We start from the raw sequence: 25,772 nt of genomic DNA on the forward strand, positions 1-25,772 counted from the left end.
GGATATCCAGGTCACTCGTTCCGGTGATCAGCACGGCGAGTGATCGGCGTGTCGAGTGATCGGCGTGTCGAGTGATCAACGCGGCGGATGATCAGCGCGGCGAGACGACCGCGGCCAGCAGCCCCGGCCCGGTGTGCGCCCCGATCACCGCGCCCACCTCGCTGACATGCAGTTCGACCAGGCCCGGGATGCGCTCCCGCAGCCGCTGGGCGAGCTTCTCGGCCCGCTCGGGGGCCGCCAGATGGTGCACCGCGACATCGACGCTGCCCGACCCGGCGCGCTCGACGGCCAGCTCCTCCAGCCGGGCGATGGCCTTGGAGGCCGTACGCACCTTCTCCAGCATCTCGATCCGCCCGCCGTCCAGGGTCAGCAGCGGCTTCACCGCCAGGGCGGAGCCGAGCAGGGCCTGGGCGGCCCCGATCCGCCCGCCGCGGCGGAGGTAGTCGAGGGTGTCGACGTAGAAGTACGCGGACATGTCCGCCGCGCGCTTCTCGGCGGCGGCCACGGCATCGTCGACGGAACCGCCCGCCTCCGCCACCTCGGCGGCGGCCAGCGCGCAGAAACCGAGGGCCATCGCGACCATGCCGGTGTCCACGACCCGCACGGGCACGGGAGCGGTCCTCGCGGCCACCACGGCGGCGTCGTAGGTACCGGAGAACTCGGCGGACAGGTGCAGGCTGACGATGCCGCTCGCACCGGCGTCCGCGGCCGCCCGGTAGGCCCGGACGAACTCCTCCGGGCTGGGGCGTGAGGTAGTGACCGAGCGGCGCTTCTGCAGGGCCAGAGCGAGGCTGCGCGCCGAGATCTCGGTGCCCTCCTCCAGCGCTTCACCGCCGAGTACCACGGTGAGCGGTACGGAGGTGATTCCGTGCCGCGCCATGGCCGGTTGGGGCAGGTAGGCCGTGGAATCGGTGACGATGGCGACATGGCGGGACATGAGCCGGAGGTTACCGCCAGTCGGGGTGGGTCGGCAGCCTGGGCTCCCCGTCGGGCCCGCCGCCGGGCTCCCGTCGGCGTGCCGGGCCCACGGGGCGCGTCAGGTCGTGCTCTCCGGGCGCGGCGTCTTCTGCCAGGGGTACGGAGTCGTCGGCGCGGCCTGGTTCAGCGCCGCCGGCCGGGGCTCCGCGCCCCACCCGCCCGCATCCCGAGCCTGCCCCGGGCCCGCCGCCGGGCCCGCCGCGGGCCCTGCCGTCCCCGGCGTCTGCGCCGCGTCCCACTCCGCGGCCGCCGCCGTCAGATCGTCCACCGACTCACGGGACCAGTCCTGCAGCGCACCGGACTCGACCTCGATCTGCTCCGACAGGGCGGACAGGTCGTCGGAGGCGAACCGCCGGGCACGGTCTCGCGCGGCCCACCGCAGCGAGTCCGCCGCCTGCGTGATCTTGGCCGTGCGCTCCCGCAAGCCGGGCAGGCCCTCGGCGATCCGCTGCCGGTCCGGCTCCTGCTCCAGCCGCTTCAGCTCGGCGTCCAGCTCGTGCCCGTGCTCGCTCAGCCGCTCGAACAGCCCGATGGACTCCTTCAGCGAGGCATCCGTCCGGACCCCGGCGTACAGCGCCTCCTGCGTGGCCCGCATCGACGTCCGCAGATCGAGCCGCAGCTGCGCCAGCGCCCCCGCGACCCCGACCTGGCCGAAGCTCTTCGCCCTCAGGGTGGTGTCCTCCACCGTCCGGCGGGCTTGCGTGATCGTACGGTCCACACCGCGCTTGGCCGCCCGCACCACCTTGGTGGTGACATACACACCCAGGCCCAGGAAGGCGAAAAGCACCATCAGCGCGAAGATGATCAACGCGGCCTCCATGAGTGTCCCTTCCCCAGTTCCCGCAGCTCTTTTTCCGTCCCCTCCACCGTAAACGCCACGGGCAGGTCGGGGGTTCCAATCGAACCCCCAACCTGCCCGTACGGGATGTCCCCCATGCCTGTCCCCTCAAGGACGGGCGACGTCAGATGACGATGTTCACCAGCTTCGGGGCGCGCACGATGACCTTGCGGATCTCCGCACCGCCCAGCGCCGCGACCACACCCTCATCGGTGACGGCCAGCTGCTCCAGCTCCGCGTCCGAGATCGTCGGCGGCACCTCCAGGCGCGCCTTGACCTTGCCCTTGACCTGCACCACGCACGTCACGCTCTCGTCCACGACGTACGCCGGGTCCGCGACCGGGAAGTCCTGGTGGACCACCGAGTCGCTGTGGCCCAGGCGGTGCCACAGCTCCTCCGCGATGTGCGGGGCCAGCGGGGCGACCAGCCGCACGAGCGCCTCGGCGACCAGGCGCTCCAGCGGCCGCCCGGCCTTCGTCAGGGCGTTGTTCAGCTCGGTGATCTTCGCGATGGCCGTGTTGAAACGCAGCCCCGCCATGTCCGAGCCGGCCCCGTCGACGGCCTTGTGCAGCGCGCGCAGCGTGTCCTCGCCCGGCTCCCCGTCGACGACGGTGACCTGGCCGGTCTCCTCGTCCACGATGTTGCGCCACAGGCGCTGCAGCAGCCGGTACTGGCCGACCACGGCCCGGGTGTCCCACGGGCGCGAGACGTCCAGCGGACCCATCGCCATCTCGTACAGGCGCAGGGTGTCCGCGCCGTACTCCTCGCAGATCTCGTCGGGCGTGACGGCGTTCTTCAGGGACTTGCCCATCTTGCCCAGCTCGCGCTTGACCGGCTCGCCCTCGAAGAAGAACTTGCCGTCCCGCTCCTCGACCTCCGTCGCGGAGACCGGGAAGCCGCGCTCGTCGCGGTACACGTACGCCTGGATCATGCCCTGGTTGTACAGCTTGTGGAACGGCTCGACCGAGGAGACGTGCCCCAGGTCGAACAGCACCTTCGACCAGAAGCGGGCGTACAGCAGGTGCAGCACCGCGTGCTCGGCGCCGCCCACGTACAGGTCGACGCCGCCGTGCGGCTGACCCTCGCGCGGGCCCATCCAGTACTGCTCGATCGCCGGGTCGACCAGCGCCTCGGAGTTGTTCGGGTCCAGGTAGCGCAGCTCGTACCAGCAGGAACCGGCCCAGTTCGGCATGGTGTTGGTCTCGCGCCGGTAGCGCTTGACGCCCTCGCCGCGGCCCAGGTCCAGTTCGACCTCGACCCAGTCCGCCTTGCGGGACAGCGGGGTCTCCGGCTTCGAGGCGGCGTCGTCGGGCTCGAAGGTGCGCGGCGAGTAGTCCTCGACCTCCGGCAGCTCCAGCGGCAGCATCGACTCGGGCAGCGGGTGCGCGACGCCGTCCTCGTCGTAGACGATCGGGAAGGGCTCGCCCCAGTAGCGCTGACGGCTGAACAGCCAGTCGCGCAGCCGGAAGTTGACGGTGCCCTCACCGATGCCGCGCTCGGCCAGCCAGTCGGTGATCGCGGCCTTGGCCTCGACGACGCCCAGGCCGTCCAGCGCGATGCCCTCGCCGGTGGAGTTGACCAGCGCGGCGTCGTACGAGACGAACGCGTCGTCCCACTCCGCCGGGTCGGTGCCCCGCCCGTCGCCGGGCTGTACGACGCAGCGCATCGGCAGCTCGAAGGCGCGCGCGAACTCGAAGTCGCGGCTGTCGTGCGCCGGAACGGCCATGATCGCGCCGGTGCCGTAGCCCATCAGCACGTAGTCGGCGATGAAGACCGGGACCTTCGCGCCGCTGACCGGGTTGGTCGCGTACTCACCGGTGAAGACGCCGGTCTTGTCCTTGGCCTCGGCCTGGCGCTCGACGTCCGACTTCGAGGCGGCCTGCTTGCGGTACGCCGTGACGGCGTCGGCCGGCGTGGCGTGCCCGCCGGTCCACACGTCGTGCGTGCCCTCGGGCCAGGCGGCCGGGATGAACTTGTCCACCAGCGGGTGCTCGGGCGCCAGCACCATGTAGGTGGCGCCGAACAGGGTGTCCGGGCGGGTGGTGAAGACGGTGACCGCCTGGTCGCCCAGCGGGAAGTCGACGCGCGCGCCCTCGCTGCGGCCGATCCAGTTCCGCTGCTGCAGCTTGATGGCCTCGGGCCAGTCCAGCGCGTCCAGGTCGTCCAGCAGCCGGTCCGCGTACGCGGTGATGCGCATGTTCCACTGGCTCAGCTTGGCCTTGAAGACCGGGAAGTTGCCGCGCTCGGACCGGCCGTCCGCGGTGACCTCTTCGTTGGCCAGTACGGTGCCCAGCCCGGGGCACCAGTTGACGGGCGCGTCCGAGGAGTACGCCAGCCGGTACTCGTTCAGTACGTCGGCCCGCTCGCCCGCGGTCAGCTGCGCCCACGCGCGGCCTCCGGGGACCTCACGGGTACCGTCCTCGAACTCGGCGACCAGCTCGGCGACCGGCCGGGCCTTCTTCGCGTCCGCGTCGTACCAGGAGTTGTAGATCTGCAGGAAGATCCACTGCGTCCACTTGTAGTAGTCCGGGTCGATCGTCGCGAAGGAGCGGCGCTTGTCGTGGCCCAGGCCCAGCCGGCGCAGCTGGAGCTTCATGTTCTCGATGTTCGCCTCGGTCGACACGCGCGGGTGCGTGCCGGTCTGCACGGCGTACTGCTCGGCCGGCAGGCCGAAGGCGTCGAAGCCCAGGGTGTGCAGGACGTTGTGGCCGGTCATCCGCTGATGGCGGGCGAAGACGTCGGTGGCGATGTATCCGAGCGGGTGGCCGACGTGCAGGCCCGCACCGGAGGGGTACGGGAACATGTCCATGATGAACTTCTTGGGCCGTGCGACCACCGCGGGGTCCCCGGCCAGGTCACCGGTCGGGTTCGGGGCCTCGTACGTGCCCTGCGCGTCCCATACGTCCTGCCAGCGTGCCTCGATGTCGGCGGCCATGGCAGCCGTGTAACGGTGCCCCTCGGCCGCCTCGGGGGCCGGGGTGTTCGTCTCGCTCATGATTTCTGAAGCTCCATCGATCGTCTCTGCCGTCTCTGCCTGCCCAAACGAAAAAACCCCTCGCACAGGAGGGGACGCCGCGCCGATGCCGACCGTCTCGAAGGGTCGGTACTGATCAGCGCGGCTCGGTAAGCAGAAGGCGTACGGCACGCATGGCGTCAGGGTACCGCAGCAGTCCCGGCCGACGCTCGGCCGTTCCGAACGGTGGGCACAACGAGAAGCGGGCCACCCGATCCGGGTGGCCCGCTTCTTCACTGTGGAGCTAAGGAGAATTGAACTCCTGACCTCCTGCATGCCATGCAGGCGCTCTACCAACTGAGCTATAGCCCCTTGTCTTGCCTGCCGCTTCGGGCTTCCGTTTCCGGTTCCCCTTGGCGACGTCCCAAACATTACACGGTCATGGCCCTGGTCCAAAAATCGGTTTCCGTCGACCGCAGGCCATGTCCGATTTAACCTATTCCGTCACGCTCTTGCGAACTGATAGAACCGCTTGAGCGTGCAGTGCTCGTCGAGCAGCCGGCCGTAGATCGGCTCCCCCTCCAGCTCACGGTACGTCTCGATCGGGTCGCCTTTTATGATCAGCGCCCGCGCGCATTCCTCGCACCAGTACTGGTAGTCGGGGTTGACCGGGTCCATGTCCCGCACGATCGGCGTGCCGTTGTTGCACCAGTCGCACCTGCGCCGGTGTGCACCCATCCGTCAGCGACTCCCTCCCGCATCGGGCCGTCGTCTCCCCCCTCCGGCTTTCCGATTCTGCCATGCCGGTGCGGGCCAGGTCAGCAAACGCAAAAGGGGCAAAAACAAGGATCCCGCCCCCTGTTGGGGACGGGATCCTGATTGTGGAGCTAAGGAGAATTGAACTCCTGACCTCCTGCATGCCATGCAGGCGCTCTACCAACTGAGCTATAGCCCCGCTCTCCGCTGCGCTCCCCCCGTCTCCGGTGTTCCGCGCTGCGAACAAGAAGAACTCTAGCCTGTGACCAGCCGGAAAGTGAAATCCGGGTGGCAGCCCCGGCGGGGACCGCCGAACGACCGGCGCAGGAGCCGCTCAGTCGTCGTCGCCGAGCACCGGTTCCGGCAGCGTGCCGGCATTGTGCTCCAGCAGACGCCAGCCGCGCGCGCCCTCACCGAGGACGGACCAGCAGCAGTTGGAGAGCCCGCCCAGGCCCTCCCAGTAGTACGACTCCAGGCCCAGCAGGCGGCCGATGGTCGTACGGATGGTGCCGCCGTGGCTGACGACGACGAGCGTTCCGCTCTCCGGCAGCCGGCCGGCGTGCTCCATCACCACGGGCGCGGCGCGGTCGGCGACCTCGGTCTCCAGCTCGCCGCCACCCCGGCGGACCGGCTCGCCGCGCTTCCACGCCGCGTACTGCTCGCCGTACTTCCCCAGGATCTCGTCGTGCGTGAGGCCTTGCCACTCACCGGCGTAGGTCTCGCGCAGCGCCGCGTCGTGCGCCACGGGCAGCCCCGTGACGGCGGCCAGCTCCGCGGCCGTGGCGGCGGCACGCCGGAGGTCGGAGGCCACGATGGCGTCCGGCTTCAGCGAGGCGAGCAGCCGCGCGGAGCGGCGCGCCTGCGCCACTCCGGTCTCGGTCAGCTCGATGTCCGTGGAGCCCTGGAAGCGCCGCTCCAGGTTCCACGAGGTCTGGCCGTGCCGCCAGAGGACGATCTTCCTGCTGGACTTCCCCGAGGTGGTCGTACTCAGAACAGATCACCGTCCAGATCGTCGTCGCCGGCCGCCTCACGCAGCTTGGCGTGCTCCTCGGCCTTGCCGATGGTGAGCTTGGCGTCCTCGGGAAGCTCGATCTCGGGGCAGTCCTTCCACAGGCGCTCCAGCGCGTAGAAGACCCGCTCCTCGCTGTGCTGGACGTGGACGACGATGTCGACGTAGTCGAGCAGGATCCAGCGGGCGTCGCGGTCGCCCTCGCGGCGCACCGGCTTGGCGCCGAGCTCCTTGAGCAGGCGCTCCTCGATCTCGTCCACGATCGACTTGACCTGGCGGTCGTTGGGCGCGGAGGCGAGCAGGAAGGCGTCGGTGATCGACAGCACGTCGCTGACGTCGTACGCGATGATGTCGTGCGCGAGCCGGTCGGCCGCGGCCTGGGCGGCGGTGGTGATGAGCTCGATGGAGCGGTCCGTGGCGGTCACTGGCCATGCTTTCGGGTTGGCGGGCAGATCCATACAAGGGTCTCATGTACCGCCGTCACCGCCCGCGCGGAATGTTCCGCGCGGGCGAAGCCACATGTCAGAGCCGGGTCAGGGCGCCCCGACAACGCCTCAGGACGCCTTGAAGTCCTTGCCGAGGATCACCACGACGTCCGCGTTCACCACGTTCTCCGCCTTCTTCACGACGGTCTCCGGCAGCCCCAGCGTCTTGGCGACCTCGATCGCCCGGTCCCGCTGGGAGTCGTCCTGGTACGTGATCTGCGAGGCCGCCGCGGTCTTGTCCGCCTTGCCGCCGTCGACGAAGTCGTAGCCGCCGTTGAGCAGCGCCGCCCGCGCCGCGACCTGCGTCTTCTCGTCGCCGGTCGCGTCCTTGAGGCCGACGCGCGGGGCCGCGCCGGGCTGCGCCGCGCCGACGGAGCCGCCGAGGACCTCCTTGACGACCTTCTTCGTGGCGTCGTCCGTCAGGCCGCCGTCCGGCTTCACCCCCAGGACGTCGGTGCGGTACGCGCCCACCTTGGCGTGCGCGCCGAGCCGGGACAGCAGGGCACCGAGCGTCTGCGCGTTCAAGGCCGGGTCGAGGATCTGGCCCATGCTCTCGACCGTGAGCGCGGCCGCCTTCGGGTCGCTCGGGACCTTGCGCAGGACCGCGTACAGCACCTTGCCCATGCGCTCCAGCTGCTTGGCCTCCGGTTCGCCCTGGGCGCGGTACGTGGCGTAGGCGACGGCCATCGGCCCGCTCAGGCTCTGCTTCTGGCCCTGCCCCACGGCCGGGGCCTTGGCCGCGTCGTCGGCCGGGACGGCGGTGTCGGTGTCGACCTCGATCCCGCCGACGAGCTCGACCAGGTTCTCCAGGAAGGGCGTGTCCAGGCGCCAGGTGCCGCCGATGTGCGTGCCGAGCACCGAGTCGAGTGCCTCGCGGGTGCCGAGGCCGCCTGCCTCGACCGCCTTGCCGAGGCCGGTGGCGGTCCCGTCGGCGCCGGACACGCCGAGGGTGTTGGGCAGTAGGACGGTGGCGCCCTGCTGGGCGGTGACGTTGTCGACGAGCAGCGCCGAGGAGGTGCCGCCCTTCTTGGTGTTGTGCAGGTGGACGACGATCATGTCGCGCTTCTGTGCCCCGGCGTCGGCGGCCGCGGGGGCCTTGCCGCGCCCGGGAGCGTCGAGGAAGGGCAGCTTGCCCGCGTACCAGAGGTAGCCCATGCCGCCGACGACGAACAGGGCGAGGACGACGATCAGCGCCACCACCCGGTTGCGGCCGCGGCGGCGGGCCTCCTCGCGGCGCTCGGTCCGGCTCTCGGTGAACTTGAGCCAGTCGATGACGTCCTCGGAGTCCTCGTCAGGCTGGTCGATGAAGGCGAACATCTCGGTGCGGTAGTCCCGGCCCGCCTCGCGCTCGCGCTCGGGCTCGGCCTCGGGCCGCCGCGGTTCGGGGACCTGCGGCGTCCGCAGCCGCTCGGCCTCCGGCTCCGGTGCCATCTGCTCCGGGGACATCTGCTGCGGGATCCACTGCTGGGTCTGCTGCGTGTCGTACCCGTAGCCGGGGGCGGCGGGAGGCTGGGAGTACTGCTGCTGCCCGTATTCCTGGGCAGGCTGTTCGTAGTACTGCTGCTGCGGCTGTTGGCCGTAACCCTGCGCCTGGGCCTGGTAGTCGTAGCCGTACTGCTGCTGCCCGTACTCGGGGGCGGGCTGCGCGGGCGCCTGGCTGTACACCGGCCGCCCGTACGCGTCGTAGCCGACGAGCTGCTGCTCGTGGGCGGCGTACGGGTCGTACGGCTCCTGTCGGTCGTTCACCGCGGGGCCCCTCTCTCCGGAAGCTCAGGCTCCCCGGTACAGCTCACGCTTGTCGATGTAGCGCACCACGCCGTCCGGCACCAAGTACCAGACAGGATCACCCTTGGCGACCCGGGCACGGCAGTCCGTGGACGAAATGGCCAGGGCGGGCACCTCGACGAGGGAGACGCCGCCCTTGGGCAGCCCGTCGTCGGTGAGCACGTGGCCCGGCCGGGTGACCCCGATGAAATGGGCGAGCGAGAAGAGCTCGTCGGCGTTCCGCCAGGTCAGGATCTGGGCGAGCGCGTCGGCGCCGGTGATGAAGAACAGGTCGGCGTCGTCGTTCAGCGCCTTCAGGTCGCGCAGGGTGTCGATCGTGTACGTCGGCCCGCCGCGGTCGATGTCGATGCGGCTCACCGAGAACTGCGGGTTCGAGGCGGTGGCGATGACCGTCATCAGGTAGCGGTCCTCGGCGGGCGACACGGCCCGCTGCGACTTCTGCCACGGCTCGCCGGTCGGCACGAACACCACTTCGTCGAGGTGGAACAGGGCGGCCACCTCACTGGCGGCCACCAGGTGTCCGTGGTGGATCGGGTCGAATGTGCCGCCCATCACGCCGAGCCGGCGCTTGACCGGACCGGTAGGCATCTCCTGCTCTCCCATGAGCGCAGAGCCTACTGGCCCGGCGGTACCGGCGGCCTCGGCGAGAGTGCTAAATCACGGGCCTAGCGGTCGCGGTTCAGGCGGGTGGTGATCCACAGCATCAGGCACAGGACGAGGAACGCGCCGCCGCCGGTCACGTAGGGGTTGAGGCTGTCGTGGTTGCCGCCGTGCTGCTCGGCCCCCTCCGAGGCGAGGACGACCAGGTTGTGGGCGGTGGAGGAGAGGCTCATCAGGCAGGTACCTATCGAGTCGGGGAGCGGGCGGAGACTTCGCTCACATCGTATGCGGGGGCCTGGGGCACGCTCACGCCGACTCAGGCGTTGGAGAGGATAGACGCAAGTCCGGTCAGGCCGATCCAGGGGAGGGCGCTATGACGCAGACAGGATTCGAGAAGGTGCCGGCGCGGGACCGCAAGAGGTTTCCCGGCATCTCCTCACGCGCGTACGAGCATCCGGCGGACCGCTCGGCGCTGGTCGCGCTGCGCAAGCTGAGCGGCTTCGACACGGTGTTCAAGGCCCTGAGCGGGCTGCTTCCGGAGCGCAGTCTGCGGCTGCTGTTCCTGTCCGACACGGTGCGGGTGGGCGAGACGCAGTTCCCGCACCTGCACGAGATGCTCCGCGACGCCTGTTACATCCTGGACCTGGAGAAGGTCCCGCAGATGTACGTGCAGCAGGACCCGAAGCCCAATGCCATGTGCATCGGGCTGGACGAGCCGATCATCGTGGTGACGACGGGCCTGGTCGAGCTGCTCGACGAGGAGGAGATGCGGGCGGTGGTGGGCCACGAGGTGGGCCACGCGCTGTCGGGGCACTCCGTGTACCGCACGGTCCTGCTGTTCCTGACGAGTCTGGCGCTGAAGGTGGCGTGGATCCCGCTGGGCAACGTGGCGATCACCGCGATCGTGACGGCGCTGCGGGAGTGGTTCCGCAAGTCCGAGCTCTCCGCCGACCGGGCCGGGCTGCTGGTGGGGCAGGACGTGCAGGCCTCGATGCGCGGGCTGATGAAGATCGCGGGCGGCAACCACCTCCACGAGATGAATGTGGACGCCTTCCTGGCCCAGGCCGAGGAGTACGAGGCGAGCGGCGATCTGCGCGACTCCGTGCTGAAGATCCTGAACATGCTGCCCCGGACGCACCCCTTCACCACGGTGCGGGCGGCCGAGCTGAAGAAGTGGTCGGAGAACCGCGACTTCCAGCGGATCATGGACGGCCACTACCCGCGACGGGACGAGGACAAGGACACCTCGGTGACCGATTCCTTCCGGCAGTCCGCAGCGCACTACGCCGACTCGGTGCGTACCAGCAAGGATCCGCTGATGAAGCTGGTGGGCGACATCGCGGGTGGCGCGGGCGACCTGGGCGGCAAGCTCCGCGACAAGTTCACCGGCGCCGGTACGGGCGCCGGTACGGGTTCCGCCGGCGGCCCGGACGGCAAGGGCGGGGCTACGGAGCAGGGCTGACCGGGGTCGCCACGGGGCCCTCGGGCTGCGCGAGGACGCCGCACAGTCCGGCGGTGCGCCTCGAACGGCCGGTGGCGTAAGGGTCGCTCGCGGCGGGGCCCACGGTGGTCGGGCCGGCTCCGGCGAGGAGCGGGCGGAAGCCTGCGGCCGGGTCGCTGGAACATGCCTGCGGTCCGGCCATCACGTAGGCAGAGACCAGCTCCGCCCGCCGGGCGCCCAGGTCCTCCCGGTCGAAGCGCAGCCGCAGCTCGCGCCGGATCGTGAAGAGCGAGGCGCCGTCCGCAGCGGCCGGGGCTCCGGTGGTGGGGCGTACGGCGTACACGAAGGTGTGATCGGTGGTCACCTCCAGCAAGTCGGGGGTGACCTCCTCGAAGGCGAGCAGGCCGCTCACGCGGACCCGGGAGTCGGCCACGACGGCGGTGCCCGGGTCGAAGCGGACCAGCCAGCCGGTGGCCGCGTGGCGGCCGTCGCCGGAGGGCGTGGTCATGCTGCGGTCGAACTGGGCGAGCTGGTCGGGGTCGAGCAGGACCCGCACCGGCCGGGAGGCGGTGCCGGCCAGGACGTCGGGGTCCAGCGAGGACTGCACCAGGTAATCCTTGGCGATGGACAGCGCGGTGACGACCTGGGCGTCGGTGAAGTGGTGCGTGCGGCGCACGGCCGGCAGGGTGATTCCGGCCGCCCCGACGCGGTAGTCGGCGGCGGGGCTGTTCGCGTACAGGTCGGAGGGCCGCCCGCCGGGCACGGTGGAGCTGGGCGCGAGCGGGACGACGGTGCTGTTGAACGGCTCGGCGGGACCGCCGGGCGGTGGCACGTACGGGTTGCGCAGCCCCAGGTAGACGGCGGCGGCGAAGGCCGTGGCGATGAGCAGCACGAGCAGCATGCCCTGCCGGGCACCACGGCCGGGGGTGCCGGTCCGGGAGCCGGGGCCGCCGGTCGACCAGAGGGAGCGGCTGCGGACGGCCCGGGCGTGCTCGCCCATGCGTTCCTGGGCGGAGTACTCCTGAAGGCGGGCAGCCCGGACGAAGTCCTCGTCGAACACGACCGAGCGGTATTCGTCCGACCGGAACTCGTCGTCACCGCCGCCGATGCCGTCGGGGGTGCCGTTGGGTGGATCTCCTGGTACGGCCATCGCTTCTCCCCGCTGTCCCCGCTTCAGAGAAGCCCCCAGCTCCTGGGTATGCGAGTGGGGTCGTACCTTCAGGGTTGGCGGTGGGAGGGGTACGTAAACGCACCGATGCCGGTGACTTCCTTCCGTGGGGTGCTGGCGGGCGCCGGGGCGGGGTCCGTCTCGCCCGCGGCGCTGCGGTAGACGGCGCTGAAGGCGAGGGCGACCATGCCGAGGCCCATCACGAAGGCGAGCACCCAGGCGACGGGACGGAGCCACGGCGAGCGGCCGCGGTAGGGGCGCAGACTGCCGCCGTAGGCCCCGTACGGGCCGTCGGCACTGCCGCTGCCTCGCTCGTACGCCCAGCCGTCGTCGTGGCCGTACCCCTCGGGGTGGCCGTATCCGTAGCTGTCGTAGTCGTCGTCGCCCGTCCATCCGCCGGCGACCGCGCGGGCGGCTTCGGCCTCCGCGCGTGCCCGGTCGGCCGCCCGCTGGCGCTCGGCGGCGCTCGGTTCATGGATCTCGGCGTTCCGGACGAAGTCCTCGTCGAACACCACGGAGGCGAAGTCCTTGTCCGCGCCTCCGCGGTCGTCGTCGGGCTCCCCGTCGTCCGGGAACGGCTTGCCCCCCACGTCGTCCGGCACAGGACCAGGGTAGACCTGGGGGGCTGCTTTGGGCAGGGCGTATGCCGAAATCCGGCCACCCCGTGTTCAGCCCTCGGTTACCGGATGTGACCGTCGCCGGTGACGATGTACTTGGTGGAGGTCAGTTCGGGCAGGCCCATCGGGCCCCGGGCGTGCAGTTTCTGGGTCGAGATCCCGATCTCGGCGCCGAAACCGAACTGGCCACCGTCCGTGAACCGGGTGGATGCGTTCACGGCAACCGTGGTCGAGTCGACCAGCTGGGTGAAGCGCCGGGCGGCGGCCTGCGAGGTGGTGACGATGGCCTCGGTGTGGCCGGATGTCCAGCGGCGGATGTGGGCGACGGCGTCGTCGAGGGAGTCCACGACACCGGCGGCGATGTCGTAGGAGAGGTACTCGGCGGCCCAGTCCTCGTCCGTGGCGGGCAGGGCGGTGGCCTTGGTGCCCTCGGCGGCGGCGAGCACCCGGGCGTCGCCGTGGACGGTCACACCGGCGTCGGCGAGGGCGTCGAGGGCGCGCGGCAGGAAGGCGTCGGCGATGTCGCGGTGGACGAGGAGGGTCTCGGCCGAGTTGCAGACGGAGGGCCGCTGGGCCTTGGAGTTGACGAGGATGTCCACAGCCATGTCCAGGTCGGCCTGGGCGTCGACATAGACGTGGCAGTTGCCGGTACCGGTCTCGATGACCGGGACGGTGGACTCCTCGACCACGGTCCTGATGAGGGAGGCTCCGCCGCGCGGGATGAGCACGTCGACGAGGCCGCGGGCGCGCATCAGCTCGCGGACGGAGTCGCGGGACTCGCCGGGGACGAGCTGGATCGCGTCGGCGGGCAGGCCGGCGCTTTCGACGGCGTCCCGCAGGATGGCGACGAGGGCGGTGTTGGAGGCGTAGGCGGAGGAGGAGCCGCGCAGGAGGACCGCGTTGCCGGACTTCAGGCAGAGGGCGGCGGCGTCGACGGTGACGTTGGGGCGTGCCTCGTAGATGATGCCGACGACGCCGAGCGGGACGCGGATCTGGCGGAGGTCGATGCCGTTGGGGAGGGTGCTGCCGCGAACGACTTCGCCGACGGGGTCGGGGAGGGCGGCGACGTCCCGTACGTCGGAGGCGATGGCGGCGACCCGCTCGGGGGTGAGGGTGAGGCGGTCGATGACGGTCTCGCTGGTGCCGGCGGCACGGGCCTTGCCGGTGTCGACGGCGTTGGCCTCGATGATCTCGGCCGTACGGGCCTCCAGCGCGTCGGCGATCGCCAGCAGGGCCGTGTCCTTGGCGGACCGCGGGAGGGGAGCGATGACGGCGGCGGCCGTACGGGCGGCGCGGGCCGTTGCGAGGACGGGCGAGGTGGCGGCATCGAGCGAGGTCATGCCGCCCAGGGTAATCCCCGGCCGTGGCCGTGCCGACGGGGTTCCACCCCGCGAGACGGCCTCCGCGGCCTGCCGCTGTGCGGGCCGCGGCGGTGCGGACGGCACGGGCGGCACGGCGGCGGGGCGGCGCGGTCAGTAGGGGTGCACTCCGACGGGGTGGGCCGGGGGCGGGCCGTAGCCTTCGGCCACCCGCTGGTGGTAGGTGGCGCGGTCGATGACCTCCAGGCCGACGATCTCCCACGGCGGGAGCTGCGCCGAGGAGCGGTGTTCGCCCCACAGGCGCAGGGCGACGGCCGCCGCGTCGTGGAGGTCGCGCGCCTCCTCCCAGTAGCGGATCTCCGCATGGTCGTCGGCGTACCGGCTGGTCAGCAGGAAGGGGTGGTCGTGGGCCAGTTGTTCCAGCCCTCGCCGGACCTCGGACAGCGACGCCGGTTTGCCGGAGACGCTCAGGGTCACGTGCCACAGGCGGGAATCCGTGGCCCGGTCGTCCCGTCCCTCTTCGCCGCCGTCACCGTCGCCCGGCCCGACGCTGGTCAGCGCTCGCCTCACCAGTCGCCTCCTGTCTCCGCCGCGCATGTCGCCCGCCCCTCACAGTTGACCAGTCCACGGGCCCCCGCGCGGCGGTTTTACCTAACCTCAGCCCTGGAGCAGCACCAGATCGTCCCGGTGGACGACCTCTCGTTCGTACGCGGATCCCAGTTCCCGCGCGAGCTCTCGGGTGGAGCGGCCGAGGAGCTGGGGGAGCTCCTTGGCGTCGAAGTTGACCAGGCCCCGGGCGACCGCCCGGCCGTCGGTGGCCCGCAGTTCGACGGGGTCCCCGGCGACGAAGTCGCCCTCGACCGCCGCGATGCCCGCCGGCAGCAGCGAGCTTCCGCGCTCCGTGACGGCGCGCACCGCCCCGTCGTCGAGTACGAGGTGTCCCTGCGGGGTCGACGCGTGCTGGAGCCAGAGCAGCCGGTCCGCCGAGCGGCGACCGGTGGAGTGGAAGAACGTGCCGGTACCCCGGCCGGCCAGGGCGTCCGCGGCCTGGCTCGCGGAGGTCAGTACGACCGGGATCCCGGCGGCCGCCGCGATCCGCGCCGCCTCGACCTTGGTGACCATGCCGCCGGTGCCCACGCCCGCCTTGCCCGCGCTGCCGATGGTGACGTGCGCGATGTCCTCCGGGCCGCGGACCTCCTCGATGCGGGTGGTGCCGGGCAGCGACGGGTCGCCGTCGTAGAGGCCGTCCACGTCGGAGAGGAGGACGAGGAGGTCCGCGCGGACGAGGTGGGCGACCAGGGCCGCCAGGCGGTCGTTGTCGCCGAAGCGGATCTCGTCCGTGGCGACGGTGTCGTTCTCGTTGACGACGGGGAGGGCCCCCATCTCCAGGAGCTGGTCCAGGGTGCGGTACGCGTTGCGGTAGTGGGCGCGGCGGCTGGTGTCGTCGGTGGTCAGGAGCACCTGGCCGACGCGGACGCCGTACCGGGCGAAGGAGGCCGTGTACCGGGCGACGAGCAGTCCCTGTCCGACGCTGGCGGCGGCCTGCTGCCGGGCCAGGTCCTTGGGGCGGCGGCGCAGGCCGAGCGGGGAGAGTCCGGCGGCGATGGCTCCGCTGGAGACGAGGACGATCTCCTTCTCACCGCCGCTGCGGGCCTTGGCCAGGACGTCCACCAGCGCGTCCACCCGGTCGGCGTCGAGTCCGCCGGCCGCGGTGGTCAGGGAGGAGGAGCCGACCTTGACCACGATCCTGCGGGCGTCCACGACACCTTGCCTAGCCGCTGACACGTCTGTCCCCTTGCCCCTTGCCGAAATGCCTGCCACCTCAATCTACGGGGTGGTGGACAGCGGCCGCTCAGGGGTTTCAGACCGTGGACGAGGTCCTGGTCCGCTCCTGCTCCGCGGCCCGGGCGGCCCCGGGGACGAGGATCTTGCGGGAGAGCAGGAAGGTGAACGGGATGGCCACGACCGCCGCGACCAGCGGGGCGATCCGGGTGTCCATCCCGGCCCAGGTCACCAGGGCGTAGAGACCCGCCGACTGGATGACGTAGTTCGTGACGTTGGTCAGCGGAAAAAGAAGGAACTTCTTCCACGTCGGCCGGGTCCGGTAGGTGAAGTAGGTGTTCATGAAGAACGAGCCGACCATCGCCAGCACGAAGGCGAGGGAGTAGGCGGCGAAGTACGGCATCCACGGGTGCAGGAGCAGGTAGATGCCGAAGAAGGTGGCGGTGTTGACCCCGCCCACGAGGGCGAAGCGGACGATCTGGCCGAGCTGGTCCTTGCGGCTCATCGCGTGCTGCGCTCCGAGATCGTGGGCTCCGCCACTCGCGGCGCCCGGGCGGTGCGCGGGAGCGGGTCGGCGCCGTGTGCTTCCTTCACCAGGAAGTGCGGGCGGCGCTTGGTCTCGTAGTAGATGCGGCCGATGTACTCGCCGATCAGGCCCAGCATGATCATCTGTACGCCGCCGATGCCGGCGATCATCGCGACCAGGGTGACGTAACCGGGCGAGTCGACACCGTGGGTCATCGCCTTGATCGTGATCCACAGGGCGTACAGGCCGGTCAGCGCGACCAGCGACACGCCGAGCCAGATCCCGATCCGCAGCGGCCTGTTGTTGAAGGAGATCAGGCCGTCCATGCCGTAGTTCAGCAGGGAGCCGAACTTCCACTTCGTCTCGCCGGCCTCGCGCTGCGCGTTCTGGTAGTCGAAGTGGACCGTGTCGAAGCCGATCCAGGAGAACAGGCCCTTGGAGAAGCGGTTGCACTCCGGCAGCGACAGCAGCGCGTCCACGGCCGGGCGCGAGAGCATGCGGAAGTCGCCGACCCCGTCGGCGAGCTCGACGTCGACCCAGCGGTTCACGCCGCGGTAGTACAGCCGGCTGAGCGCGGAGCGGAGCTTCTTGTCGCCCTCGCGCGTGCGGCGGGCGATGATCTGGTCGTGACCCTGCCGGTAGAGGTCGAGCATGGTCGCGATGAGCTCCGGCGGGTGCTGCAGGTCCGCGTCCATGATCACGACGGCGTCGCCGGTGGCCTCGCGCAGACCGGCGAGCATGCCGGCCTCCTTGCCGAAGTTGCGGCTGAAGGAGACGTACCGGGTCTCCTTCCCGTGCTCGGCGGCGATCTTGCGCAGCTTGTCGAGGGTGCCGTCGCGGCTGCCGTCATCGACGTAGCAGACCTCGTACTCGACGGGCAGGGTGTCCAGGACCCTGCGGATCTCGACGTCGAAGCTGTCGATGACGGCCTCTTCGTTGTAGCAAGGGACAACTACGGACAGCTTCGTCATGAACACTTCCTGCTGGGTCCGAACGGGTGATTGTCGGCGACCGGACCCGCCACTCACCTCTTCCTTAGAAGTATGCACGGCGAGAGTGGGCCTGCCGGAGTCGAGGGCGGCACGCGGTAGCGTGGACGAGATAAGCGGAATGAGCTGAACGAAACGCAACGAAACGAAGGGATCGAGGTGCACGTGCCCGACGTCTCCGTGGTCGTCATCGTCTACAACGACGCAGAGCGTCTGTCGACAGCAGTCCAGTCGGTTTTGGACCAGACCCTGCACGGGGTCGAAGTCGTGATCGTCGACGACTGCAGCAAGGACCGCTCGTACGCGGTCGCCCAGGAACTGGAGTCCGCGCACCCGGGGAGAGTGCGTGCCTTCCGGCTGCCCGAGAACAGCGGCGGCTGCGGCGCGCCCCGCAACCACGGCATCCAGCAGGCCACCGGCAAGTACGTCATGTTCCTGGACAGCGACGACGTACTGGAGCGCAACGCCTGCCGGAACATGCTGGACGCCGCCGAGCGCACCGGCTCCGACCTGGTATCGGGCATGTGCGTGCGCGTGCACCTCGACAACCGGTGGGGCAAGACCACCGAGTGGTACCCCTGGATCTACTCGCGCACGCGCACGCTGGAGTCGATCACCGACTTCCCCGACCTGCTGGTCTACGACACCCTCTCCACGAACAAGTGCTACCGGCGCGAGTTCCTGCTGGAGCAGGGCCTGGAGTTCCCGGTCGGCATCCACTACGAGGACCTGCTGTTCTCCGCCCAGGCGTACGTGGCCGCCCGCCGTATCACGCTGATCCCGAACCGCGTCTACTTCTGGAACGTGGTCGAGAAGTCCGCGGCGAAGTCGATCAGCAACCGGCGCCACGAGATCGCGAACTTCGTCCACCGGATGGAGATCCACCGGCGCGTCGACCAGCTGCTCGCGGCCAAGGGCCACACGGACATCAAGTCCGCGAAGGACGCCAAGTTCCTCAAGCACGACCTGGTCCTGCACCTGCGCGACCTGCCGCTGCTGAGCGACGAGTACCGCCAGGAGTTCGCCCGCCTCGCCAACGGCTACCTCGCGGGCATCGACCCGGCCGCGTACGAGAACGTCACCTACCTCCAGGCCATCTGCGCCTACCTGCTCGGCAAGGAGGACTGGGACAACCTGCTCCCGGCCGCCGACGCCATGACCAACAAGGGCCGGCTCTCCTCCTCCCTCGCGGAGCGCGACGGGCGCGTCTACTGGTGCGGGCAGCATCTCGACGACGCCGAGGCCCGCCGGATACTGGACGTCACCGAGCAGGGCTTCCACACCGCCCCGCTCGCCTCCCTCCAGCTGGGCAACCGCCTGACCTCGTACGAGGACGACGGGCGCGGCACCGTCACGCTGTCCGGCGCCGTCGTGAACCCGCTGGGCCGGATCCCGGCCGACGCGGAACTGAAGGCCTCGCTCGAATTCCGGGCCCGTCGGCAGATCGGCGTGCGCTCGTTCAGCTTCCCGGTGACGACCGTGCGCCACGCCGGTGACACGATCGAGTGGACCGGTACCGCCGACGTCGGCAGCACCGTCCGCCCCCTCGGCATCATCGACGCCGTCTGGGACGTCCGGCTGAAGCTGACCGCAGGGAACGACCGGGTCACCACCCGGGTGTCGGTCGGCGGTGTCGACCTGGAGTCGGCGGCCCGCCTGCGCGTGCGGCCCCGGCTGACCCGGCTGGTCTCCGACCGCTTCGAGCCGGAGGTCACCAAGAAGGGCAACCTCTCCTACGTCCTGACCGCCGAGAGCGCCGCCGCCGTCCGCACTCAGAGCCTGATCAACAACGCCATACAGGGCAGGACGGCGGGCGTGGTCAAGCGGGGCCTGCGCAAGGCCCTGCGGGTCCGCCGGAGCATGGGCTCCGGCGAGCAGAAGGTGAAGCTCTACCACGAGGTCTTCTCGAAGCTGCCGATCAAGAAGGGCACGGTCGTCTTCGAGAGCCACATGGGCAAGCAGTACAGCGACAGCCCGAAGGCGATCTACGAGGAGCTGGTCCGCCAGGGCGCCCCGTTCGAGGCGATCTGGTCGTACGCAGGTGCCAAGCCCACCGGCTTCCCCAAGGAGGCCACCCTGGTGCGGCGCTGGAGCTGGCCGTACCTGCGCGCCCTGGCCCAGGCCGAGTACTGGGTCGACAACCAGGGCTTTCCGCTGGCCCTCGCCAAGCGCCCGGGAACCACGTACATCCAGACCTGGCACGGCTCCGCGCTCAAGCGCATGGGCTTCCACGAGCCCCGCACCAAGGCGCAGGGCCGCGCGGGCCAGAAGCGCTTCCAGGCGGCCGTCGACCGCTTCGACCACTTCCTGATCCGGTCCGAGCACGACACCCGCACCCTCGCCAAGGGCTTCCGGCTGCGCGACGAGGTGCTGCTGCGCACCGGCTACCCGCGCAACGACGCCCTCGTCGAGGCGCAGCGCGCCGAGGCGGACAGCGGTGAGCGGGTACGCGGCCCCCTGGCGGCCGAACTCGGCATCGACCCGGACAAGAAGGTGCTGCTGTACGCGCCGACCTTCCGGGCCGGCGCGGACGGCGCGGTCGAGGGGTTCAGCTTCCCGTTCGACGTGGAGGAGTTCGCCGACCGGCTCGGCGACCGCTTCACGCTGCTGGTGCGGACCCACTACCTCAACAGCGTCTCGCTGCCGCCGTCGGTCGCGGGCCGGGTCATCGACGTGTCCCGGCACCACGACATCACCCCGCTGCTGGCCCTCGCCGACGGACTGATCACCGACTACTCGTCCGTGATGTTCGACTACGCGGTCCTGGACCGGCCGATGGTGTTCTTCGCGTACGACTACGAGAAGTACGCCAACGACATCCGCGGTACGTACTTCGACCTGAAGGAGAAGGCCCCGGGCCCGGTGGTGGCGACGGCGGACGAACTCCTGCAGGCCCTCGCCGCCTTCGAGGAGGCGGACGCCAAGTACGCGGAGGCGCGGCAGCGCTTCCTCACCGAATTCGGCGAGTACGACCGCGGGGACGCCGCCCGCCAGATCGTCGAGAAGTTCTTCACCAGGAGCGGCAAGTGAGCCAGCAGACCGCCACCCCGGGCGGCCGTGACATCTTCCTCGTCTCCAACAACGTCGACGAGCTCGGCGGCGTGACCACCTGGTCGCACCAGATGGCCCGGCTGTTCACCGAGCGCGGGCACCGGGTGCACATCGTCGGCATCGCCCCGGTCGCCGAGGAGGTCCGGCAGAAGCTCCCGCAGGACCTGCCATACGAGATGACCACGCTGTACGACGCCCACCCGCCGGCCGCGCGCCGGCTGCACGGGATCAAGGGCCGGCTGAACGCGCCCGAGCGGCGCCGCCAGGCGGCCCGGCGGGCGGGCATGCGGGCCAAGGCGGAGCGGCTGAGCGAGCTGCTGCGCGCCGCGCGCCCGGGCGGTGTCGTGATCGTCACCCAGGTCTGGGCGATGGAGTGGGTGGCGCTCGCCGACACCAAGGGACTCAGCGTCATCGGCATGAGCCACGAGTCCTTCCAGGCCAGCCAGAAGTCCACCCGCGGTGAGCGGGTCCGCCGCCACTACCCCGAGGTCGACCGGCTGCTGGTGCTGACGGCCGAGGACGCGGACCTGTGGATCCGGGCGGGCATGGAGAACGTCGGGAGCATGCCGAACCCGCTGCCCTTCATGCCGGACTCCCCCGCCCCGCGCACGGAGAAGGTCGTCGCGAGCGTCGGCCGCCTCGCCTTCGAGAAGGGCGTGGACCTGCTGCTCGACGCGTGGGCCGACGCCGCCCCGCACCACCCCGATTGGGTACTGCGGATCTACGGGGCGGGCCTGGAGGAGCCGACGCTGCGGGCGCACTGCACCTCGCTGGGGCTGGACGACTCCGTGGAGTGGATGGGCAGCACCGACGACGTGCTGGGCGCGCTGCGCGGGGCCTCGGTCTTCGCTCAGGCCTCGCGGGCCGAGGGCTTCCCGATCACGCTGCTGGAGGCGATGGCGGCGGGCGTGCCGGTGGCCGCCTTCGACTGCGCGCCGGGCGTACGGGAGATCGTCGAGCACGGTGAGGACGGGCTGCTGGCCCGGCTCGGCAACACGATGGAGCTGGCCGGGCACCTGGACGCGCTGATGTCGGACCGCGAGCTGCGCGACCGGCTCGGCGACACCGCCTTCCAGTCGGTCAAGCGGTACTCCAGCGCCGAGATCACCGACCGGTGGGAAGTCCTGTTCTCCTTCCTGGAGCGCTGAACACCCCACGGCACACGACGAAGCCGCCCGCCCCGGACACCTCCGGGCGGGCGGCTTCGTCGTGTGCCGCCCACGATCAGGGCTTGTGAACGTCCTTGTGCGCGATCTTGTGAGCAGCCTTGTTGGCTTCCCAGCCGGCCCACGCGGAGGTGACCATCTCTCGGACGTCGTGCCGGGCCTTCCAGCCCAGCTCGGCGGTGATCTTGTCGGCCGAGGCCACGACCTTCGCCGGGTCGCCTGCGCGGCGCGGGACGATCACCGGCGGGATGTCGTGCCCGGTGTGGGTGTTCAGGAGCTCGACCATCTCGGCGACCGAGACGCCTTCGCCGCGCCCGATGTTGACGGTGAGGTCCTTGTAGTCCCCGGCAGCCGCCCACTCGGCGAGCTTGCGGGCCGCCGCCACGTGGGCCTCCGCGAGGTCCTCGACGTGGATGTAGTCGCGGATGCAGGTGCCGTCCGGGGTCGGGTAGTCGTTGCCGAAGATCTTGGCGCCCTGGCCCGCGTCGTAGCGCTCGAAGACCATCGGGACCAGGTTGAAGACGCCGGTGTCGGCGAGCTCGGGGGTCGCGGCACCCGCCACGTTGAAGTAGCGCAGGCAGGCGGTGGCGATGCCGTGCGCCTTGCCGGCGGCGCGGATCAGCCACTCGCCGGCCAGCTTGGTCTCGCCGTACGGGCTCAGCGGCGCGCACCGGGTGTCCTCGGTGACCAGGTCCACGTCGGGCATGCCGTAGACGGAGGCGGAGGAGGAGAAGAGGACGTTGCGGATGCCCGCTTCGGCCACGGCCTGGAGCAGGACCGTCAGGCCCTGCACGTTCTCGTGGTAGTAGTACAGCGGCTTCTCGACGGACTCGCCGACCTGCTTCTTGCCCGCGAGGTGCACCACGCCGGTGATCTTGTGCTCGCGGAAGGTCTTCTCCAGGATCAGCCGGTCCAGGACCGAGCCGACCACCAGCGGTACGCCCTCGGGGACGCGATCCTCGTTGCCCGTGGAGAGGTCGTCGAGGACGACCACCTTCTCCCCCGCGAGCAGCATCGCCCGGACGACGTGCGCGCCGATGTATCCGGCGCCACCGGTGATCAGAAACGTCATGTGTATCTCCCTGGTCCTGTCCGATTTCGGTGTGAAAAGAGGGCCTTCAGCCCGTCCCGCGGCCTGCCCGAGCCCGGTGGAGGCGGTTGCGTACGAGGTAGAGCGCGCCCTCGGCGCCGGGCGCCAGGCGCAGCGCGAGGGCGCCGGCCCCCGTGCGGTACGGCTGCGCCAGCAGCACACCGTACCGGCTGCTGGGCAACGCCCGGCGGCGGAGCAGCCGGCCCCGGGGGCGCAGGGAGGTGAACGCGGAGGTGCCGTCGGCGCACTGCACGCCCACCGCGACGTTCCACGCCTGCATCCGGCGCAGCCCCTGCCGACGGCCCGTGACGGCCAGGTCGGCGAGGCGGAAGGGCAGCAGCGCGACCCACCCGCCCTTCTGGTCGGGGCGCAGTTCCACCGGCTGGGCCAGGACCGGGTCGCCGCCGGCCCGGGGCAGGAAGCGCAGCTGCGCGGTGAGCGGACCGGCCTCGGCGAGGCGCCCGTACAGGTCGTGCACGTGGATCCGGACGGCGCCCCGGCCGGCCGGCTCGGCGTCGACGGTGACGGGCAGTTCGGCCGTCGGCAGCGTGGCCAGGCCGTCGAGCTCGACCGGGAGCGCCTCGCTCCACACCGGCGTCCCGTCGGCGGCGGCCGCGTACGGGGGCAGCAGGCGCGGCGGCTCCGCGGCCAGCCGGGTGAGCCGCTCGATGTCGGCGGGCGGGGTCGCGGTGGCACGCAGCAACGCGACGATCCAGCGGGCGTGGGCCGCGGCGGACGCGATGTCGGCCTCGGCGAAGGTGTCGACGTACTCGCGGGTCAGCGTCCACCATGCGGCCTGGTACTCGGGGTCCCTGCCGAGCTCGCGCAGGTACATGCGCAGGTCGTACTCCAGGAACTTCACCTGGCAGGCGCTGCCCAGCACCGGGGAGGCGGCGGCGAGGGTCCTGGAGGCCGTGCGGTGGGCCTCGATGCGGGAGCGCCAGTTCGAGACGTCCTTGCGGTCCAGGGAGATCGACACCTGGGCCGCGCTGCGGCGCACGTGCCAGACGTAGACGAGGTCACCGATGACGGCGATCCGCGGGGCGGCGGCCAGGACCCGGGCGGTGAAGGCGAAGTCCTCGTAGACGAACCGGCCGTCAGGGAAGCGCAGGCCGTGCTTCTCCAGGAAGGCTCGGTCGTACAGCTTGTTGACGCAGAGGGTGTCCCGGACCAGCTCCGGGTGGTCCGCCGGCCGCTCGATGACGTCGCCGGGGGTGTAGAGCCCCGGCATCCACGGCACGTCGTGGTGCTGGGGCAGCTCGCGCCGCACGGCGGCGCCGACGGTGACCTGGGCGCGGTGCTCCTCCGCAGCGCGCACCAGGGCCTCGGCCGCGCTCGTCGGCAGGATGTCGTCGCTGTCGAGGAAGAGGACGTACGGGGCGGTCGCCACGGCGATCCCGTCGTTGCGCGGGGTGCCGCACCCTCCGCTGTTCTCCGTGCGGTGCACGACCTTGAGGCGGGGGTGTACGGCTGCCAGCTCGTCCAGCACCCGCGCGGTGCCGTCGGACGAGGCGTCGTTCACGGCGATGACCTCGGCGACCACCGGGCCCTGGGCGAGTGCCGAGGAGACGGCCTCGCCCACGAGCCCGGCGTCGTTGTACGCGATCACCACGACGGAAACGGTGGGGAGGTTGGTGCTGTTCACCCGAAGGATCCTAGGCGACCCGCGTAAGGACGCCTTCAATGCCGCCCGGGTGCCCTGCGGGGGAACGGGACTAGAACGGCCGGAACTCGTCGTACTCCTGCTGCGCCGAGTCGCCGCGCTTGGCTTCCTTCTCCTTGCGGCGCTGCGTGGCCGGGCGCGGAGCCTCCATGCGGTGGTCCTCGCCGCGGCGGCCCAGCATCTCGGCGCCGGCCATCATGGTCGGCTCCCAGTCGAAGACGACCGCGTTCTCGTCGGAGCCGATGGCCACGCCGTCGCCGGCCCGGGCGCCGGCCTTCCTCAGCGCGTCCTCGACGCCGAGGCGGTTGAGGCGGTCGGCGAGGTAGCCGACGGCCTCGTCGTTGTTGAAGTCGGTCTGGCGGACCCAGCGCTCCGGCTTCTCACCGCGCACGTTGTAGACGTCCTCGGCCTCGTCGTAGGTGACCGTGAAGCCGGCGTCGTCCACGGCCTTCGGGCGGATGACGATACGGGTCGCCTCCTCCTTCGGCTTGCGGGCACGGGCCTTGGCGATGCCCTCGGCGAGGAAGTAGGAGAGCTCCTTCAGCCCGGTACGGGCGACCGCGGAGACCTCGAAGACCTTGTAGCCGCGGGCCTCCAGGTCCGGGCGGACCATGTCGGCGAGCTCCTGGCCGTCCGGGATGTCGACCTTGTTCAGGACGACGAGGCGCGGGCGCTTCTCCAGGCCGCCGCCGTAGAGCTTGAGCTCCTCCTCGATGACGTCGAGGTCGGCGATGGGGTCGCGGTCGGACTCCAGCGTGGCGGTGTCCAGGACGTGCACGAGGACCGAGCAGCGCTCGACGTGGCGCAGGAACTCCAGACCCAGGCCGCGGCCCTGGCTGGCGCCGGGGATCAGGCCCGGGACGTCGGCGATCGTGTAGACGGTCGAGCCGGCCGTGACGACGCCCAGGTTCGGGACGAGGGTGGTGAAGGGGTAGTCCGCGATCTTCGGCTTGGCGGAGGAGAGCACCGAGATCAGCGAGGACTTGCCGGCGCTCGGGAAGCCGACGAGCGCCACGTCGGCGACGGTCTTGAGCTCCAGGACGATGTCGCCGGTGGTGCCGGGGACGCCGAGGAGCGCGAAGCCGGGGGCCTTGCGGCGGGCGGAGGAGAGCGCGGCGTTGCCGAGGCCGCCGCGGCCGCCCTCGGCGGCGACGTAGGTGGTGCCCTGGCCGACGAGGTCGGCGAGGACGTTGCCCTCCTTGTCGAGGACGACGGTGCCGTCCGGCACGGGCAGGACCAGGTCCTGGCCGTCCTTGCCGGAGCGGTTGCCGCCCTCGCCGGGCTTGCCGTTGGTGGCCTTGCGGTGGGGGCTGTGGTGGTAGTCCAGCAGGGTGGTGATCGCCTGCTCCACCACCAGGATGACGTCGCCGCCACGGCCGCCGTTGCCGCCGTCGGGGCCGCCGAGCGGCTTGAACTTCTCCCGGTGAACGGAGGCGCAGCCGTGGCCTCCGTTACCCGCGGCGACATGCAGCTCGACGCGGTCCACGAAGGTGGTCATGGTTGTTCCTCCAGTTACATGCGGGAATGTCCCGGGCAGGCCTTGCTGCCCATTAAAC

The 25,772-nt window shown here is 70.8% G+C and carries 22 protein-coding genes and 2 tRNA genes; 3 read left to right on the forward strand and 21 right to left on the reverse strand.

The window, feature by feature from the left end:
• Window positions 1–91: 91 nt before the first annotated feature.
• From OG429_RS14155 to OG429_RS14205, 11 genes are all read right to left on the reverse strand, one after another.
• Window positions 92–937 (reverse strand): DegV family protein, encoded by an 846-nt coding sequence (locus tag OG429_RS14155; RefSeq protein WP_328925684.1) that lies wholly within the window; start codon window positions 935–937, stop codon window positions 92–94.
• A 99-nt stretch (window positions 938–1,036) separates the two neighbouring features.
• Window positions 1,037–1,798: a hypothetical protein gene (locus OG429_RS14160; protein ID WP_328925685.1), complete on the reverse strand. Its 762-nt coding sequence runs from the start codon at window positions 1,796–1,798 to the stop codon at window positions 1,037–1,039.
• 142 nt (window positions 1,799–1,940) lie between these two features.
• Window positions 1,941–4,811 (reverse strand): leucine--tRNA ligase, encoded by a 2,871-nt coding sequence (gene leuS / locus OG429_RS14165; RefSeq protein WP_328925686.1) that lies wholly within the window; start codon window positions 4,809–4,811, stop codon window positions 1,941–1,943.
• Between the two features lie 257 nt (window positions 4,812–5,068).
• Window positions 5,069–5,141: transfer RNA gene (locus OG429_RS14170), tRNA-Ala, on the reverse strand.
• Window positions 5,142–5,273: 132 nt separating this feature from the next.
• A complete protein-coding gene (locus OG429_RS14175) occupies window positions 5,274–5,507 on the reverse strand; it encodes a hypothetical protein (protein ID WP_008738908.1) in 234 nt (77 codons plus the stop codon).
• 144 nt (window positions 5,508–5,651) lie between these two features.
• Window positions 5,652–5,724, reverse strand: a tRNA-Ala gene (locus OG429_RS14180).
• A gap of 135 nt (window positions 5,725–5,859) precedes the next feature.
• Window positions 5,860–6,516, reverse strand: coding sequence for a histidine phosphatase family protein (locus OG429_RS14185; protein WP_328930266.1), 657 nt, complete (start codon window positions 6,514–6,516; stop codon window positions 5,860–5,862).
• On the reverse strand, window positions 6,513–6,959 hold the full coding sequence (gene rsfS, locus OG429_RS14190) for a ribosome silencing factor (RefSeq protein ID WP_328925687.1): 447 nt from the start codon (window positions 6,957–6,959) through the stop codon (window positions 6,513–6,515). The genes OG429_RS14185 and rsfS overlap by 4 nt, the downstream gene beginning before the upstream one ends.
• Before the next feature lie 129 nt (window positions 6,960–7,088).
• On the reverse strand, window positions 7,089–8,765 hold the full coding sequence (locus tag OG429_RS14195; RefSeq protein WP_328925688.1) for an LCP family protein: 1,677 nt from the start codon (window positions 8,763–8,765) through the stop codon (window positions 7,089–7,091).
• A 24-nt stretch (window positions 8,766–8,789) separates the two neighbouring features.
• The gene (nadD, locus tag OG429_RS14200; protein WP_328925689.1) at window positions 8,790–9,407 is read right to left on the reverse strand and encodes a nicotinate-nucleotide adenylyltransferase; all 618 of its coding nucleotides are present in this window, start codon (window positions 9,405–9,407) and stop codon (window positions 8,790–8,792) included.
• A 62-nt stretch (window positions 9,408–9,469) separates the two neighbouring features.
• On the reverse strand, window positions 9,470–9,637 hold the full coding sequence (locus OG429_RS14205) for a hypothetical protein (protein ID WP_328925690.1): 168 nt from the start codon (window positions 9,635–9,637) through the stop codon (window positions 9,470–9,472).
• Between the two features lie 140 nt (window positions 9,638–9,777).
• Here OG429_RS14205 and OG429_RS14210 point away from each other — a divergent pair, with 140 nt between their 5' ends.
• Window positions 9,778–10,866 carry a M48 family metallopeptidase gene (locus tag OG429_RS14210; RefSeq protein WP_328925691.1) on the forward strand — a complete coding sequence of 363 codons (1,089 nt, stop codon included), beginning with the start codon at window positions 9,778–9,780 and terminating at the stop codon, window positions 10,864–10,866.
• On the opposite strand, the gene OG429_RS14215 is transcribed toward OG429_RS14210, so the two are convergent.
• The 7 genes from OG429_RS14215 to OG429_RS14245 form a co-directional block, all read right to left on the reverse strand.
• Window positions 10,850–11,995 carry an SCO2583 family membrane protein gene (locus OG429_RS14215; protein WP_328925692.1) on the reverse strand — a complete coding sequence of 382 codons (1,146 nt, stop codon included), beginning with the start codon at window positions 11,993–11,995 and terminating at the stop codon, window positions 10,850–10,852. The two genes, OG429_RS14210 and OG429_RS14215, sit on opposite strands and share 17 nt — an antisense overlap.
• A 68-nt stretch (window positions 11,996–12,063) precedes the next feature.
• Window positions 12,064–12,615 carry an SCO2584 family spore wall biosynthesis protein gene (locus OG429_RS14220; protein WP_328925693.1) on the reverse strand — a complete coding sequence of 184 codons (552 nt, stop codon included), beginning with the start codon at window positions 12,613–12,615 and terminating at the stop codon, window positions 12,064–12,066.
• 77 nt (window positions 12,616–12,692) lie between these two features.
• Complete coding sequence (locus OG429_RS14225) at window positions 12,693–13,970, reverse strand: glutamate-5-semialdehyde dehydrogenase (protein WP_328925694.1); 1,278 nt, start codon at window positions 13,968–13,970, stop codon at window positions 12,693–12,695.
• 132 nt (window positions 13,971–14,102) lie between these two features.
• On the reverse strand, window positions 14,103–14,546 hold the full coding sequence (locus OG429_RS14230) for a hypothetical protein (protein WP_328925695.1): 444 nt from the start codon (window positions 14,544–14,546) through the stop codon (window positions 14,103–14,105).
• 60 nt (window positions 14,547–14,606) lie between these two features.
• Window positions 14,607–15,734, reverse strand: coding sequence for a glutamate 5-kinase (gene proB, locus OG429_RS14235; RefSeq protein WP_328925696.1), 1,128 nt, complete (start codon window positions 15,732–15,734; stop codon window positions 14,607–14,609).
• A 76-nt stretch (window positions 15,735–15,810) separates the two neighbouring features.
• Window positions 15,811–16,236, reverse strand: coding sequence for a GtrA family protein (locus tag OG429_RS14240; RefSeq protein ID WP_328925697.1), 426 nt, complete (start codon window positions 16,234–16,236; stop codon window positions 15,811–15,813).
• Window positions 16,233–17,228 (reverse strand): glycosyltransferase family 2 protein, encoded by a 996-nt coding sequence (locus OG429_RS14245; protein WP_328925698.1) that lies wholly within the window; start codon window positions 17,226–17,228, stop codon window positions 16,233–16,235. The genes OG429_RS14240 and OG429_RS14245 overlap by 4 nt, the downstream gene beginning before the upstream one ends.
• 177 nt (window positions 17,229–17,405) lie before the next feature.
• Between OG429_RS14245 and OG429_RS14250 the strand changes: the two genes are divergently transcribed.
• Window positions 17,406–20,276, forward strand: a complete 2,871-nt coding sequence (locus OG429_RS14250) for a bifunctional glycosyltransferase/CDP-glycerol:glycerophosphate glycerophosphotransferase (RefSeq protein ID WP_328925699.1) — start codon at window positions 17,406–17,408, stop codon at window positions 20,274–20,276.
• Complete coding sequence (locus tag OG429_RS14255) at window positions 20,273–21,445, forward strand: glycosyltransferase (RefSeq protein WP_328925700.1); 1,173 nt, start codon at window positions 20,273–20,275, stop codon at window positions 21,443–21,445. The genes OG429_RS14250 and OG429_RS14255 overlap by 4 nt, the downstream gene beginning before the upstream one ends.
• 76 nt (window positions 21,446–21,521) lie before the next feature.
• On the opposite strand, the gene galE is transcribed toward OG429_RS14255, so the two are convergent.
• The 3 genes from galE to obgE form a co-directional block, all read right to left on the reverse strand.
• Window positions 21,522–22,535: a UDP-glucose 4-epimerase GalE gene (galE, locus tag OG429_RS14260; protein ID WP_328925701.1), complete on the reverse strand. Its 1,014-nt coding sequence runs from the start codon at window positions 22,533–22,535 to the stop codon at window positions 21,522–21,524.
• A gap of 46 nt (window positions 22,536–22,581) precedes the next feature.
• Window positions 22,582–24,198: a glycosyltransferase family 2 protein gene (locus tag OG429_RS14265; RefSeq protein ID WP_328925702.1), complete on the reverse strand. Its 1,617-nt coding sequence runs from the start codon at window positions 24,196–24,198 to the stop codon at window positions 22,582–22,584.
• A 70-nt stretch (window positions 24,199–24,268) separates the two neighbouring features.
• Window positions 24,269–25,714 carry a GTPase ObgE gene (obgE, locus tag OG429_RS14270; protein WP_328925703.1) on the reverse strand — a complete coding sequence of 482 codons (1,446 nt, stop codon included), beginning with the start codon at window positions 25,712–25,714 and terminating at the stop codon, window positions 24,269–24,271.
• Window positions 25,715–25,772 lie beyond the last annotated feature (58 nt).

The organism is Streptomyces sp. NBC_00190 (assembly GCF_036203305.1).
GTDB lineage: Bacteria > Actinomycetota > Actinomycetes > Streptomycetales > Streptomycetaceae > Streptomyces.

Bases quoted from the DNA above. Each gene is read 5' to 3' on its own strand.
- nadD (WP_328925689.1), bottom strand. From the start codon at position 9,407: ATGGGAGAGCAGGAGATGCCTACCGGTCCGGTCAAGCGCCGGCTCGGC.
- OG429_RS14225 (WP_328925694.1), bottom strand. From the start codon at position 13,970: ATGACCTCGCTCGATGCCGCCACCTCGCCCGTCCTCGCAACGGCCCGC.
- obgE (WP_328925703.1), bottom strand. From the start codon at position 25,714: ATGACCACCTTCGTGGACCGCGTCGAGCTGCATGTCGCCGCGGGTAAC.
- OG429_RS14230 (WP_328925695.1), bottom strand. From the start codon at position 14,546: ATGCGCGGCGGAGACAGGAGGCGACTGGTGAGGCGAGCGCTGACCAGC.
- OG429_RS14160 (WP_328925685.1), bottom strand. From the start codon at position 1,798: ATGGAGGCCGCGTTGATCATCTTCGCGCTGATGGTGCTTTTCGCCTTC.
- OG429_RS14240 (WP_328925697.1), bottom strand. From the start codon at position 16,236: ATGAGCCGCAAGGACCAGCTCGGCCAGATCGTCCGCTTCGCCCTCGTG.
- OG429_RS14215 (WP_328925692.1), bottom strand. From the start codon at position 11,995: ATGGCCGTACCAGGAGATCCACCCAACGGCACCCCCGACGGCATCGGC.
- OG429_RS14245 (WP_328925698.1), bottom strand. From the start codon at position 17,228: ATGACGAAGCTGTCCGTAGTTGTCCCTTGCTACAACGAAGAGGCCGTC.
- leuS (WP_328925686.1), bottom strand. From the start codon at position 4,811: ATGAGCGAGACGAACACCCCGGCCCCCGAGGCGGCCGAGGGGCACCGT.
- OG429_RS14155 (WP_328925684.1), bottom strand. From the start codon at position 937: ATGTCCCGCCATGTCGCCATCGTCACCGATTCCACGGCCTACCTGCCC.
- galE (WP_328925701.1), bottom strand. From the start codon at position 22,535: ATGACGTTTCTGATCACCGGTGGCGCCGGATACATCGGCGCGCACGTC.
- OG429_RS14205 (WP_328925690.1), bottom strand. From the start codon at position 9,637: ATGAGCCTCTCCTCCACCGCCCACAACCTGGTCGTCCTCGCCTCGGAG.
- OG429_RS14175 (WP_008738908.1), bottom strand. From the start codon at position 5,507: ATGGGTGCACACCGGCGCAGGTGCGACTGGTGCAACAACGGCACGCCG.
- OG429_RS14210 (WP_328925691.1), top strand. From the start codon at position 9,778: ATGACGCAGACAGGATTCGAGAAGGTGCCGGCGCGGGACCGCAAGAGG.